Origin of the sequence: Caulobacter sp. Root655, from assembly GCF_001427665.1 — a bacterium.
Lineage (GTDB): Bacteria > Pseudomonadota > Alphaproteobacteria > Caulobacterales > Caulobacteraceae > Caulobacter.
This window is the reverse complement of sequence record NZ_LMHC01000024.1, coordinates 58,421-72,994: the sequence shown is the minus strand read 5'-3', so window position 1 is coordinate 72,994 and position 14,574 is coordinate 58,421. Positions and strand designations below refer to the sequence as shown.

Below are 14,574 nucleotides of genomic sequence, written 5' to 3'. Positions count from 1 at the left end.
GACGGGCGCGGTCCCAGGCCCTATTGCCGGACGAAGGTCTCCTGATAGGCCTTCGACTTGCCCTCGGGCGACTTGCCGACCCCGCGGCGGACCAGGGTCTTGCCGTCGGGGCGGAAGGTCCAGAACTCGCCGACGATGACGTCGCCGTCCTTCATCTTCAGGATCTGGAACTCGTCGGGCCCCAGTTGCTTGACCGAGACCTGATTGAACCGCTCCTGGTTCTCGAACACGGTCGGCGTGCCGTCCAGGGTGGTCAGGTAGTCGGTCTTGAACTCCGTGCCTGGGCGGGTGGTGTTGACCGAGTGATACTCAAGCTTGTTGTCGCCGAACAGCAGGTTGAGGGTCAGCTTGAAGCCCTTGGGCAGCTTGCCGTCGCTCCAGTAGGACTTGGCCTCCACCGAGGCCCAGGCGCCGTCGTGCGGATTGGCCGCCAGGGCCTGGCCGGCGGTGATCGCCAGGGTCGCCGCCGCCAGGGCGAGCATCAGGGTCTTTCTCATCGTCATCGTCTCCGGGGGCAGGGGTCAGAGGGGCGTGCGGGCTTCGAGGTGCTGTTCGACCTCGGCCCGGGTGGTCCACAGGGTGCGCAGGGTGTTGTCGGCCAAGTGCCGCAGTTGGTCGGCGCGGTGCGGCGAGCCGGGCTGGCTGGCGTTGCCGTAGCTCATCAGCCCCACCGCCTTGATCGGGGTGGAGAACTCGACCAGCGACACCCAGGTCTCGCCGTGCTGCGGCGTGCGCTGGCCGTTCTTCAGCGGGCCCCAGGTGATGGTGCGGAAGATGCCGGTGTTGCCGAACCCGCCGTTGCCGGGGAGGTTCACCTCGTCGATGGCGAAGCGCGACACCTCGCCGAACGGGCGGTCGATGGCGCCGTATTTGGCCTTGGTGTCGACGATGGCCGCCTTCAGCATGCCGACGGCGGCGGCCGGATCGGCGATGCCGCTAGGGGTGGAGACCGGATCGGTGGGCGACCACTTGACCTTGTAGTTGGCCAGGCTGGTGAAGTTGTTGGGCGCGAACTTGCCGGCCCAGGTCTCGAACAGCAGGGCCGCGCGGCTGTCGGCCACGGTCCGCCGGTCCCAGGCCTTCAGCAGGGCGACGGCGGCCTGGACCTCGGGGTCGGGATCGCCCTGGGCGGCGGCGATCAGGTCGGGCAGCACGCGGTCGGCCATCAGGGTGTGGTGCGACAGCTTGTGGGCCACGAAGTCGTCGAACGACAGCTTGGGCGTGTCGGCCAGCAGGTGGACCGACTGCTGGGCCCGCAACGACATCGGTCCGTTGGGCGCCAGATAGGGCGGGTAGTCCTCGTAGCGGATGGTCTGCGGATAGGTGGCCACCCAGGGCGGGTCGTTGGCGTTCTGGACGAAGCCGGTCGGCGGATCGGTGACCTTGGGCAGGTCGTCATAGGACAGGATGTCGGTCCACAGGGTGGCCGAGGTGTCGCCCGGCACGAAGCCGCTCCAGAACGCCAGGTCGCCCTGATCGTGCTTGGGCAGGATGCCGTTGTCCAGGAACTGGATGTGGCCTTCCTTGTCGCCGTAGATGATGTTGAACTTGGCCACCTGCAGCCGCTTCAGCACCTTTTCGAACTCGGCGAAGCTGCGGGACTTGCCCATGTCCCAGTACTGCGAGAGGCCGCCGGGCCGGTCGAGGCCGGCGACCCGCAGGGCCACGGTCTTGCCGTCGGGGCGGTCGAATACCGGGCCGTGGACCGACGAGCGGATGGTCAGGGTCTCGGTGCGCAGGGTCCCGTCGGCCGCCTTGATCTTGAAGCGGGCCTCGCGGGTCTTGAACGGCAGGACCTTGCCGTCGAACAGATAGCCGCCGTCGGCCAGCTTCAGCTCGTAATTGGTCGAACCCAGCAGGGTGTTGACGGTGTTGGTGAAGCCCATCCGCTGGTTGAAGGCGAAGCGCAGCACCGGCAGGCCGACCTGGGTGGCGCCGTACATCTGGAAGCCCGGCCCGTTCAGGTCGGCCTCGAAATAGGTGAAGTAGCTGGTCGGCCAGGGCAGGTGCGGATTGGCCAGCAGCAGGGTGTTGCCGCTGGCCGACCGGGACGGCGCCACCGCCCAGGCGTTGGAGCCGGCGTTGGCGGCGGGGTTGGACCCGCCCATCGTCCGCTCGCGCGGCGCGATGTAGATGAAGTTCATCAGCCGGTGGGCGTGGGCCACCACGTCGACGCCGCTGACCGGCAGCACCACGGCCACGGTGGGGTCGATCTTGTCCGGATGGGCCTTGGCGTAGGCGTTGATCCCCTCGGCGAAGGCGTCGAGATTGGCGCGGAACTGCGCGGTCTCGGCCCGATACCACGACGCGGCGCGGGCCGGCACGTCGTTGGCCAGCAGCCAGCGGTCGGAGTCCGCGAAGCTCTCGCCCCAGTACTCGGCCGCCCGGCCGCGGGCCTCGCCATAGAGATGGATGACGATGTTGGCGTGGTTCTGGGCCTGGGCCCAGCCGAAGCCGTAGAACACCGCCGCCTCGTCCTTGCCGTAGACGTGCGGGACGCCGTAGCTGTCCCACAGGATCTCGCCCCGGCCCGCGAAGCTCTTGGGCGCGGCCTCGGCGAAGCCGCCGGCCAGGCCGGCGACGCCCAGGCCCAGGGACGCGCCCAGGAATGTCCGTTTACGCATGATCAGTTGTTTCCTTGGCCTGGAGCGCGGTCAGAAGTCCCATTGCAGGCGGGCGTAGTAGGAGCCGCCCGTGAAGCCGAACGGCGAGATGCCGGGATACTGGCCGGCGCCGGTATTGGCGTTGAAGACCGTATTCGACGCGTTGTCCGCGCCGCTGCGCGACGGATAGATGTTCAGCAGGTTGTTGGCTCCGACCGCGACGCTGATGGCCTTGGTCACGCGATAGCTGGCCTCGAGGTCGGTGATCCACTTGGCGCCATAGGAACGGTCGTTGGTCGGCTTGCCGCCCACCAGGTTCTGCTGGACCGTGTAGCTGCCGAACCGCGTCTGCCGCATGTTGACGTTGAGCTTGTCCCACGACCAGTTGACGCCGAGGCTGACCTTGTCCTTCGGGAAGGACTTGGTCAGGTAACCCTGGCTCAAGCGATCGAACAGCGCGTAACTTGGACCCAGGGCGGCCAGTTCCGGCGGGTTGTCGATGATGTCGGTGATCTTCGTCTTGTTGTGGTTGTAGCCGAGGGTGAAGCGCAGCGTGCCGTAGGCGTCCAGGTCCTGCCGGTAGGCGGCCACCAGGTCGACGCCCCGCGTGCGGGTGTCGATGGCGTTGGTGTAGTACTGGGCGCTGAGCGAACCGGGAAGGCCGTTGGCGACCAGGATGTTGCTGACCGCCGGGCCCGTCAGGGTGCTGGTGATGGCGATGCGGCCATCGACGTCGATCTGGTAGGCGTCGACCGTGACGCTCAGGCGGGGCAGGGGCTCCAGGGTGACGCCCAGGCTGTAGTTCTTGGACTCCTCCGGCTTCAGCGGCTTGGCGCCCAGGGCGACCGCCTCGCGCGAACCGACCGGCAGGGTCTTGATTTGCAGCAGGTCGAGCGTGCCGCCCACCTGGCGGAACTGGCTGGAGCTGGCGGCGTAGTTTTCCTGGGCCAGGCCCGGGGCGCGGAAGCCCGTGCTCGCCGCGCCTCGGATGGCCAGCCAGGGCGTCAGCTCGTAGCGGCCGTTGACCTTGCCGACCACGGTGTCGCCCGAGGCGTCGTCATAGTCCTCGTAGCGGATCGCCGCGCCGAGGAAGAGCTTCTGGGTCGGGGTGTATCCGACCTCGCCATAGGCCGCGTAATTGTTGCGCGAGGACTTGCTGGCGTCGGTGGGCTGGAAGCCCGGCGCGGCCTGGGCCCCGGTCGCCGGGCGCTGCCCCGCGAACGGCTGACCGGCCGGAATGACGTAGTTTCCCGCCGCGTAGCTGAGCGGTTCGCCGGCGCCGACCTGATAGGTCTCGCGGCGATGCTGCGCCCCGAACGACAGCTGCAGGTCGCCGCCGCTGGCCAGGGAGAAACCGCGCGTCACGTCGAGCGAATTGACCCATTCGGACGAGACCAGCTTGCCGACGTAGAAGTCGGTGGGGCTGGCCGGGCCCAGGCTGGCGTTGATGCTCTCGGACACGTGCTCCTTGGCCAGGTCCTTGCCGTAGGTGGACGAGACCTCCCAGGACCAGCCGCGGAACTTGCCCCGCGCGCCGACCGCCAGCTCGAAGTCGTCTTCCTTGATCACCAGGTTGGGCCGGAAGCCTTCGGGATAGATTTGGGGCAGGGCGTTGACGCTGTTGGGCGACCGGAAGGTGAAGGGCAGGTCCGAGGTCCGCTGGCTGGCCGTGCCGAACGAATAGAGTTCGACGCCGCTCTCCAGTTCGTAGTGGCCGTTGTAGCCGAGATTGACGCCGTTCTGCGGCAGGACGCCGGAGTTGCGGGTGACCAGGCGGTCGACCGTGGCCTCGCGCGGGTCGGGCTGGCCGTTGATCTTCGGATATATCTGGATGGACGAGGCCACCGGGACGGCGCGGTTGGACAGCGCCTGGTCCTTGGTCGCGAACGACAGGTTGAGGAAGCCCCGGTCGCCGATCTTGACGCCGTAGTTGCCGACGACCTGGGTGAACTGGCCGTCGTCGCGGTCGAAGTTTTGGCCGTGAGTGACGCTGATCGAGCCGCCGGGCGTGTCCTTGAGGATGATGTTGATCACCCCGGCGATGGCGTCCGAACCGTACTGGGCGGCGGCCCCGTCGCGCAGCACCTCGATGCGGCCGATCGACGAGGTCGGGATCAGGTCGAGGTCGGCGGGAACCGAGCCGTTGTAGAGCGACGAGACCGAGTTGATCAGCGAGGTCTTGTGGCGGCGCTTGCCGTTGACCAGCACCAGGGTTTGGTCGGGGTTCAGGCCGCGCAGGCCGCCGGTGGCGATCACCGTGGCGGTGCCGCCGCCGGCTCGGGCCGGCAGGTTGAACGACGGGACCAGGGTCTGCAGGGCCTGGAAGGCGCCGGCCTTGCCCGTGCGCTCCAGGTCGGCGGCGCTGAGTACGTCGATCGGCGTCGGGCTCTTGATCACCGTCCGCGCCACGCCGCGCACGCCGGTCACCACCACCTCCTCGACCTCCTCGGGCGTGACGTCTTCCGGCGCCGCCACCGCGGTGGTCTGTGCGATCTCGGCGGCCGCGAAGGCCCCTGGCGCGCTGGCCTTGATCAGGCCTTGCTGGGCGGGCGCGGCCGTGAGGGCGATCAGGCCGTCCTGCATGATCGCGATCCGCAGCGATGACCGCTCGATGATCTTCTCGAGCGCCTGGCGGGTGGGCATGCGACCGGTCACCGCCCGCGACCGCAGACCCGCGACCTGGTCGTACGGGTAGAGCAGGCGCACGCCCGATTGTTCGGAAAGCGCGTTCAGCGCCCCCTGCATCGGCTGGGCCGCGATGTGGAACTCGGTGGACTTGTCCGCCGCCGTCGCGGGGAAGGCCGCCGCGGCGACCGTGGCCAGCAGCGCGCCACGATACCAGATGTTGAATGCAGATCCGCCAGCCATGTCTCGAACGCCCCCAAAGCGCGGTTGAACCGTGTCAATCAGGTCAAACGGGCCGGGGCGGGGAGAACCGCCATCCGTGTCGAGAATAAATTCTAGGACCGCACCACCAGCAAGATGCTGCCGTCGGCGGTGGGGATGGCGCTGACGGCAAAACTGCCTTCCAGCGCGGTGATGAACTTGTCGGCCTCGTCGACTTCGAAGCGGCCGCCGACCCGCAGATTGGCCAGCCGGGGGTCGCCGACGATGATCGGATGGTCGCGATAGCGGTTGAACTCCTCGACCGCCTGGGGAAGCGTTTCGCCGTCCAGTTCGATCACCCCGTCCTGCCAGGCCGTGCGCTGGCGCAGGAGGTCGGGATTGAGGACGGTCGGCGCGACCGCGCCGGAGCGGATGACCGCGCCGTCGCCGGCGGCGATGCGGGGCGCGGCGCGTTCCAGAGCGTGGCCGCCGCCCTGGGCGACGGCGACGACTCCCTCGGTGACCGTCAGTTCGACCAGGGTCTCGCGGATGCGGACATTGAAGGCGGTGCCGACGGCGCGCAGGCGCGCCGAGCCGGCGTCGACCAGGAACGGGCGCGCGGTGTCGTGGGCGACCTCGAACAGCGCCTCGCCCTTGACCAGGTGAATGCGCCGCCGCCGCTTCTCCATCGCCACCTCGATGGTCGAGGCGGTGTTGAGGTGGACGCGGGAGCCGTCCGACAGGGTGACGATCCGGCGTTCGCCCAGGCGGGTGCGATAGAGCTCGACGTCGCGGGTGTAGCGCCAGGTCGCCGTCGCCGCGCCGGCCACCACCGTGGCGGCGACGAAGCCGCCGACCAGGGCGCGGCGCGACACCAGGGGCGGGGCGGGGGCGTCCTGGTTGGCGGGCTGGCTTTCGATCGCGGGCGGGCAGGCCCGCAGGCGGGCGCCGGCCTCCCAGGCCGCTTCCATGCGCGCGAAGGCGACGGCGTGGCGCGGGTCGGCGGCGACCCACGCGAAGATGGCTTGTCGCCCGGCTTCGTCGATCTCGCCCTGCAGCCTAGCGACGAACGCCGACGCCTGGTCGTCGATCGCCTGCCGGCTGTCCAGACCTGCGGGTGGTTCGGTCAAAACTGTCTTCCTCGCGCTCGGACATAGCCTTGGCCACGAGCATCACAGCCCTAGCAAGATGCTTCTCAACTGTCGAAACGGATAGCGACATCTGAGCCGCTATCTCCTGGAAAGAAACTTCTTGAACCCTACGTAGCAAAAAGACGCGACGGCACTGCGGAGGCAGGGTCTCGATGATCGCCTGAAGGTGGCGCAGTTCGTCGCGCGCCGTCAGGGACGCCTCCAGGGAGTCGTCGGACCGCAGCATGTCCAGGTCGGCCACGAAGTCGAGCGAGACGATGGTGTCCTTGCGGGCGGCGTCGATCAGGAGGTTGCGGGCGATCCTGAAAAGATAGCCGCGCCCGGCCGTGATCCGCTCGATGTCCTTGGCCGTGTAGGCGCGGGCCAGACTTTCGGCCACCAGGTTGTCGATGTCGAAGCCCGAGGGGCAAACCCTGCGCAGGCGCGACCGCAGGCCGGCCTCGTGCGGCAGGATCACGGCCTTGAACCAGTTCAAGCGCGCGGTCACGTCGTCCATGATGTCGCCCCCATCTCGAGCCGGCGCTCCATTCGCGCCCTATCGTTCAATTCCTACTCAATCGGTAGGTTTTATATCGCCGCGAGCGGAGCCTTGGGACCCCAGGAAAACTGGAGGTCATGGCAGGATAGCGGAGTTCGGCGTCTCGCCCGTTCTACACGGGCGACGGGGTGGGACGTTCGCCATGAGCCGCTGATCCTCGTTCGACCGGAACTAAAGACCGTCAGGGGGAAACAGCGCTTTGGAAAAATCATCGGAACGACGCCAGCGCCTGAAGTCGATCATTGGCGGATCGGCGGGCAATCTGGTCGAGTGGTACGACTGGTATGCCTATTCGGCGTTCACTCTCTATTTCGCGCCGGTGTTCTTTCCGTCGGACGACTCGACCGCCCAGCTGCTGAGCGCGGCGGCGGTGTTCGCGGTCGGTTTCGTCATGCGTCCGATCGGGGCGTGGATCATGGGAATCTACGCCGACCGCAAGGGACGCAAGGCGGGGTTGACCTTCTCGGTGACCCTGATGTGCCTGGGCTCGCTGCTGATCGCGGTGACGCCGGGCTATGACCGCATCGGCATACTGGCCCCGACCATCCTGGTGATCGCCCGGCTGATGCAGGGGCTGTCGGTCGGCGGCGAGTACGGAGCCTCGGCCACCTACCTGTCCGAGATGGCCGGGCGGGAAAGCCGGGGGTTCTTCTCCAGCTTCCAGTACGTGACCCTGATCTCGGGGCAGCTGATCGCCCTTTGCGTGCTGCTGGTCCTGCAGGCGGTCATGCCGGTGCGCGACCTGGAAAGCTGGGGCTGGCGCATCCCGTTCGCCATCGGCGGCGCGCTGGCGGTGGCGGTCTATTTCATCCGGCGCGGCCTGAGCGAGACCAAGAGCTTCACCAACGCCCAGGCGACGCCGGGCCCGAGGTCCAGCGGCTGGACCCTGTTCCGCGACCACCCGAAGCAGGCGTTCACCGTCATCGCCCTGACCGCCGGCGGCACGCTCGCCTTCTACGCCTATTCCACCTACATGCAGAAATTCCTGGTCAACACCTCAGGCTTCAGCCGCGAGGCGTCGACCGAGATCACGGCCGCGGCGCTGTTCATCTACATGCTGCTGCAACCCGTGGCTGGCGCGCTCTCGGACCGCATCGGCCGCAAGCCGTTGATGATCGGCTTCGGCATCGCCGGCGTGGCCTTCACCTGGATCATCTTCCGGACCCTGGAGACCGTCTCCAGCTCGTTCGCCGCCTTCCTGCTGGTGCTGGGCGCGCTGGTCATCGTCACCGGCTACACCTCGATCAACGCGGTGGTGAAGGCCGAGCTGTTTCCGGCTCACATCCGCGCCCTGGGCGTGGCTCTGCCTTACGCCCTGGCCAACACGGTCTTCGGCGGGACGGCGGAATATGTCGCCCTTTGGTTCAAGGGGCAGGGGCTGGAGCGCGGCTTCTACTGGTATGTCACCGCGATGATCGCCTGCTCGCTGGTCGTCTATCTGCGGATGCCGGAGACCCAGCGCGAAAGCCGCATCCTCGAGCCCTGATCGGGCCGTGCGGGACGCTGGATGACGGGCTTGTCAGTTTGGCGTCAGCCTGGCGACCGCGTGGCGCTGGTAGGCCTGCGGTCGTCCTTCTTCCGCAACGACGGAACCAGCCATGATCTCCCTCGTGCGGATCGCGCTTTCACGCCCCTATACCTTCGTGGTGATGGCCATCATGGTCTTCATCGTCGGGGTGCTGGCCGTCCTGCGCACCCCCACGGACATCTTCCCCAACATCCGGGTGCCGGTCGTGGCGGTGGCCTGGACCTATAACGGCCTGTCGGCGTCGGAGATGTCGGGGCGCGTGCTGACGCCCTACCAGCGCGCCCTGACCACGACGGTCAACGACATCGAGCACATCGAGGCCAATTCCCTGCCAGGCATCGGCGTGGTCAAGGTCTATTTCCAGCCTGGCGCCGACGTGCGGCTGGCCAACGCCCAGATTACCGCCGTCTCCCAGACCCTGCTGCGCCAGATGCCGGCGGGCACGACGCCGCCGCTGATCCTCAACTACAACGCCTCGACCGTGCCGATCGTCCAGCTGGCGCTGTCGGGGGAAGGGCTCAACGAGCAGCAGCTGTTCGACTACGGCGTCAACTTCATCCGCACCCGCCTGGTCACCGTGCCCGGGGCGGCCGTGCCGTTCCCGTTCGGCGGCCGGACGCGCCAGATCCAGGTCGACATCGACCCCCAGGCGCTGCTGTCCAAGGGCCTGTCGGCCACCGACGTCGGGGCCGCCATCGCCGCCCAGACCCAGATCACCCCGGCCGGTTTCGTGAAGATCGGCGAGTTCCAGTACAGCTTGAAGCTCAACAACGCTCCGGGCTCGGTCGAGGAGCTCAACAACCTGCCGATCCGCACGGTCAACGGCTCGACCGTCCGCATGAGCGACGTCGCCCACGTGCGCGACGGCTCGGCGCCGCAGCAGAACGTGGTTCACGTCGACGGCCAGCGCTCGGTGCTGATGACGGTGCTGAAGTCCGGCTCCACCTCGACCATCGCCATCGTCGACGGCGTCAAGGCGGCCCTGCCGGAGCTGAAGCTCAACCTGCCCAAGGAACTGAGCATCACGCCGCTCAACGACCAGTCGGCCTTCGTCAAGGCGGCCATCGACGGCGTGGTGCACGAGGGGGCGCTGGCGGCGATCCTGACCTCGCTGATGATCCTGCTGTTCCTGGGTTCCTGGCGCTCGACGGTGATCATCGCGATCTCGATCCCGCTGGCGGTGCTGGCCGCCATCGCCGCCCTGGCGGCCTTTGGCCAGACGCTCAACGTCATGACCCTGGGCGGCCTGGCCCTGGCGGTGGGCATCCTGGTCGACGACGCCACGGTGACCATCGAGAACATCAACTGGCACCTGGAGCAGGGCAAGGACGTGCGCACGGCGATCCTCGACGGCGCCGCCCAGATCGTCACGCCAGCCTTCGTCAGTCTGCTCTGCATCTGCATCGTCTTCGTGCCGATGTTCTTCCTGCCGGGCGTTTCCGGGTTCCTGTTCGTGCCGATGGCCCTGTCGGTGGTCTTCGCGATGATCGCGTCGTTCCTGCTGTCGCGGACACTGGTGCCGACCATGGCCATGTACCTGCTGCGGCCGCATGCGCCCCATGGACATGAGGGGGGTGGGCATGAAGAGCATGCGCCGCCGCGGGGGTCGTTCGGGCGCTTCCAGCAGGGCTTCGAGCGTCGCTTCAGCGCCTTCCGCGACGGTTATTCGGGGGTCCTGGGTTTCGCCCTGGGATCGGGTCGGGTCTTCGTCGCCGGCTTCCTGGCCTTCGCGATCCTCAGCCTCGCCCTCGTGCCATTCCTGGGCCGCAACTTCTTTCCGGCGGTGGATTCCGGGGCGATCGCCATGCACGTCCGGGCGCCGGTGGGCTCGCGGATCGAGGAGTCGGCGGCGCTGTTCGACAGGATCCAGCATCAGGTCCGCGCGATCATCCCCGCCTCCGAGATCGAGACGGTCGTCGACAACATCGGCCTCAGCAGCAGCGGCATCAACGTCGCCTACAACGCCTCGGGCACGATCGGCCCGCAGGACGGCGACATCCTGATCAGCCTGAAGAAGGGCCACAGCCCCACGGCCGAGCACATCGCCAGGCTGCGCCGTGAGATGCCCCGGCTGTTCCCGAACGCCACCTTCTCGTTCCTGCCCGCCGACGTCACCAGCCAGATCCTGAACTTCGGCGCCCCAGCCCCGATCGACATCCAGGTGACCGGCAACAACCTGGCCGCCAACCAGGCCTACGCCCAGAAGATCCTGCGGGCGATCCGCGGCGTCGACGGGGTGGCGGACGCGCGGATCCAGCAGCCGGCGGGCGCCCCCGAACTGCGTTTCGACGTCGATCGCACGCGGATCAACGCCCTGGGCCTGGACGAGCGCGACGTCACCGCCAGCCTGGCCGGGGCCGTGGCCGGCAGCGCCCAGGCCTCGCCGGTCTTCTGGCTCAACCCCGCCAACGGCGTGTCCTATCCCGTCGTCGCCCAGACCCCGGAATACATGATCGACAGCCTGCAGAAGCTGGCCGCGATCCCGGTCAGCGGCGCGCGCGCCCCGGGCCAGGACCCGCAGGTGCTGGGCGGCCTGGGCGCGCTGAGCCGCGGCTCGACCCAGGCCGTCGTCTCGCAGTACAACATCCAGCCGATGATCAACGTCTTCGCCGCCACCCAGGGCCGCGACCTGGGCGGCGTGGCGACCGACGTCCAGAAGGTTCTCAAGACCCTGGAGAAGGACAAGCCCGCCACCGTCAAGGTGACCCTGCGCGGCCAGTACCAGACCATGAACACCGCCTTCTCGGGCATGGGCTGGGGCCTGCTGGGCGCGGTGGTGATGATCTATCTGCTGATCGTCATCAACTTCCAGTCCTGGTCGGACCCGTTCGTGATCATCTCGGCCCTGCCGGCGGCGCTGGCCGGCATCGCCTGGATGCTGTTCGCCAGCGGCACGCCGCTGTCAGTGCCCGCCCTGACCGGCGCGATCATGTGCATGGGGGTGGCCACGGCCAATTCCATCCTGGTGGTCAGCTTCGCCCGCGAACGCCTGGCCGAGCACGGCGACGCCCTGCAAGCCGCCTTCGAGGCCGGGGTCACCCGCTTCCGGCCGGTGCTGATGACCGCCCTGGCCATGGTCATCGGCATGGCCCCCATGGCCCTGGGCCTGGGGGAGGGCGGCGAGCAGAACGCGCCGCTCGGCCGGGCGGTGGTCGGCGGGCTGATCTTCGCCACCTGCGCCTCGCTCCTCTTCGTTCCCTGCGTCTTCGCCCTCGTTCACGGCCGCCGCGCGTCCCCCCGGGATGCGTCCTCCGAAGGTCCCGTCCATGCCTGACACCATCCTTCCCCAAACCAATCCCAGGCGGCTGCGTCGCGCCGCCCTCTTCGTCGGCGCCGCCCTGGTGATCGTCCTCGGCGTGGGCGCGGCCACCCGGCTGATGGCGCGCCAGGAACTGAGCGCGACGACCCGCGACAGCGCGGTGCAGTCGGTCAGCGTCACCCAGCCGTCGCGCGGCGACGCCGGGACGCTGGTCCTGCCGGGTCGCCTGCAGGCCTGGGCCCAGGCTCCGGTCTACGCCCGGACCAGCGGCTACCTGCGCAATTGGTACGCCGACATCGGAACCCCGGTGAAGGCCGGACAGGTCCTGGCCGAGGTCGACGCCCCGGAAGTCGACCAGCAGTTGGTCGCCGCCAACGCCGCCCTGGCCACGGCCCAGGCCCAGCGCGACCTGGCGTCCGTCACCGCCACCCGCTGGGACCGCCTGGTCAGCGAGAACGCGGTCTCCCAGCAGGAGGCCGACGAGAAGCGCGGCGATTTCGCCGCCCGCCAGGCGATGCGCAACGAGGCCCAGGCCAACGTCCAGCGCCTGCGGGCGTTGACCGGCTTCCGGCGGATCGTCGCGCCGTTCGACGGCGTGGTGACCAGCCGCGACACCGACGTCGGCGCCCTGATCGCGGCCGGCGACGGCCGGGCCACGCCGCTGTTCACCGTGGCCGACACCCGCAAGCTGCGGCTCTATGTCAGCGTGCCGCAAAGCCTGGCTGCCGGCATCCGGCCCGGGTTGACGGCGCACTTCACCGTGCCCGACCAGCCGGACCAGGTGTTCGAGGCCCAGCTTGTCCGCTCGGCCGACGCCGTCGACGCCCAGTCGGGGGCCATGTTGATCCAGTTGGTGTTCGACAACAGCGCCGGCCGCCTCAAGCCCGGCGCCTACGCCCAGGTGACCCTGAATCTGCAAGGCCCGGCGGCCGGCGCCAGCCCGCTGCGGGTGCCGTCCAGCGCCCTGCTGTTCCGCAAGGAGGGCACGTCGGTGGCCGTGGTCGGGGCCGACAACCGCGTCAGCATCCGGCCCGTGCGGATCGCCCGGGACTTCGGGGCCGACCTGGAGCTGGCCGGCGGCGTGGGGGCCACGGAATGGGTGGTCAACAGTCCCCCGGACTCCATCACCAACGGCGACGTCGTGCGCGCGGTGCGGCCCCAGAACGTGGCCAAGGGCGCGGCCAATGCCCGCTCGTAGTCAGCCCGCCCGTAGCTTCGCGGCCGTCGCCCTGCTGGCGCTCGGAGGCTGCAGCCTGGCCCCGGCCTATGCGCCGCCGGTCTCGGTCGCGGCGGCCCCGGCCTATCGCGAAACCGGCCCGTGGACCCCGGCCGCGCCGGCCGACGCCGAAGCGCGCGGGCCCTGGTGGCGGATCTTCGGCGACCCGGCCCTCGACGCCCTGGAGCAGCGCCTGGAAACCGGCAGCCCCGCGCTGGCCGTGGCGCTGGCCCGCTACGACCAGGCAACGGCCCTGGCGCGCCGGGTCGGCGCCGACCGTTGGCCGTCGGTGAGCGCCACGGCCAGCGCCGAGCGCGACCGCAACGCCGCCAACGGCCGGCGGGACAACAATGTCCTCACCGCCACGGCGCTTTACGAGCTCGACCTCTGGGGTCGGGTGCGCAACCTGGTGGCGGCCGGTCGCGCCGAGGCCCAGGCCAGCGCCGCCGACCTGGCCTCGGTCCGGCTCAGCCTGCAGGCCCGGCTCGCCGACACCTATTTCCAGCTGCGCGAGCTCGACGCCCAGATCTCGGTCCTGACCCAGACCGCCGACGCCTATCAGAAGGCCCTGGCCCTGACCGACAAGCGGTTCCGCGGCGGCGCCTCCAGCGCGGTCGATGTCGGCCGGGCCCGGACCCAGCTGGCCGTCACCCAGGCGCAGTACGAACAGGCGCTGGCCGACCGGGCGCTGCTGGAGCACGCCATCGCCGCCCTGCTGGGCGAGTCGGCGTCCAGCTTCACGATCGCCGCCGCCGCCGACGTCGTCGAACCGCCGCGCGTGCCGGTCAGCGCCCCGTCCGACCTGCTGCAGCGCCGGCCCGACATCGCCGCCGCCGAGCGCCGGGTGGCGGCCGCCAACGCCCGCATCGGGGTGGCCCGGGCCGCCGCCTATCCGAGCCTGACCCTGGCGGCGACCGGCGGGTTCCAGTCGACGGGCGGCGACCTGTTGTCGGCCTCGAACCATCAATGGGCCCTGGGACCCGTGGCCGTCAGCCTGCCGCTGCTGGACGGCGGCGCGCGGCGCGCCGACGTCGCCGGCAGCCGCGCGGCGTTCGAGGAACAGGCGGCGCTCTATCGCCAGACCGTGCTGGACGCCTTCCGCGAGGTCGAGGACCAGATGGCCCTGGCCAACCGCCTGGCGGCGGCCGAGGCGCGGCAGACGGAGGCCGTGGACGCCGCCGTCCAGACCAACGCCCTGGCCACCACCCGCTATCGCGAGGGCGCGGCCAGCTATCTGGAAGTGGTGACGGCCCAGACGGCCGAACTGGACGCCCGCCGCTCGGCGCTCGACATCCGCGCGCGCCGGCTGGCGGCCGGCGTCGATCTGGTGCGGGCCCTGGGCGGCGGTTGGGACGGGGCGCTGGGGTCGTGAGCTGTTGTCGAGGGAGGGTCTGGACGCCGCTCGGTACTCAGAACTATCGCATATCGCTCATTACCGCTGTCATCCCGGACG

Annotated in this window: 9 protein-coding genes; 4 read left to right on the top strand and 5 right to left on the bottom strand. The window is 69.3% G+C overall.

From position 1 onward, the window contains the following. Positions 1-20 precede the first annotated feature (20 nt). From ASD79_RS18225 to ASD79_RS18205, 5 genes are all read right to left on the bottom strand, one after another. Positions 21-497, bottom strand: a complete 477-nt coding sequence (locus ASD79_RS18225) for a hypothetical protein (RefSeq protein WP_056724256.1) — start codon at positions 495-497, stop codon at positions 21-23. Between the two features lie 24 nt (positions 498-521). Next, positions 522-2,624 (bottom strand): penicillin acylase family protein, encoded by a 2,103-nt coding sequence (locus ASD79_RS18220; RefSeq protein ID WP_056724254.1) that lies wholly within the window; start codon positions 2,622-2,624, stop codon positions 522-524. Between the two features lie 30 nt (positions 2,625-2,654). Then, positions 2,655-5,471, bottom strand: coding sequence for a TonB-dependent siderophore receptor (locus tag ASD79_RS18215; RefSeq protein ID WP_056724251.1), 2,817 nt, complete (start codon positions 5,469-5,471; stop codon positions 2,655-2,657). Positions 5,472-5,563: 92 nt separating this feature from the next. Continuing rightward, positions 5,564-6,559 (bottom strand): FecR domain-containing protein, encoded by a 996-nt coding sequence (locus ASD79_RS18210; protein WP_056724249.1) that lies wholly within the window; start codon positions 6,557-6,559, stop codon positions 5,564-5,566. Further along, a complete protein-coding gene (locus ASD79_RS18205) occupies positions 6,489-7,076 on the bottom strand; it encodes an RNA polymerase sigma factor (RefSeq protein ID WP_056724247.1) in 588 nt (195 codons plus the stop codon). The genes ASD79_RS18210 and ASD79_RS18205 overlap by 71 nt, the downstream gene beginning before the upstream one ends. 241 nt (positions 7,077-7,317) lie before the next feature. On the opposite strand from ASD79_RS18205, the gene ASD79_RS18200 reads away from it, so the two are divergent. The 4 genes from ASD79_RS18200 to ASD79_RS18185 all read left to right on the top strand — a co-directional run bounded on the left by ASD79_RS18200 (position 7,318) and on the right by ASD79_RS18185 (position 14,493). Beyond that, positions 7,318-8,604, top strand: a complete 1,287-nt coding sequence (locus tag ASD79_RS18200) for an MFS transporter (protein ID WP_056724245.1) — start codon at positions 7,318-7,320, stop codon at positions 8,602-8,604. A gap of 112 nt (positions 8,605-8,716) precedes the next feature. Further along, a complete protein-coding gene (locus ASD79_RS18195) occupies positions 8,717-11,920 on the top strand; it encodes an efflux RND transporter permease subunit (protein ID WP_056724243.1) in 3,204 nt (1,067 codons plus the stop codon). After that, complete coding sequence (locus tag ASD79_RS18190; protein ID WP_056724241.1) at positions 11,913-13,103, top strand: efflux RND transporter periplasmic adaptor subunit; 1,191 nt, start codon at positions 11,913-11,915, stop codon at positions 13,101-13,103. The genes ASD79_RS18195 and ASD79_RS18190 overlap by 8 nt, the downstream gene beginning before the upstream one ends. Continuing rightward, positions 13,090-14,493 (top strand): efflux transporter outer membrane subunit, encoded by a 1,404-nt coding sequence (locus ASD79_RS18185; RefSeq protein WP_056724239.1) that lies wholly within the window; start codon positions 13,090-13,092, stop codon positions 14,491-14,493. The genes ASD79_RS18190 and ASD79_RS18185 overlap by 14 nt, the downstream gene beginning before the upstream one ends. Positions 14,494-14,574: the final 81 nt, after the last annotated feature.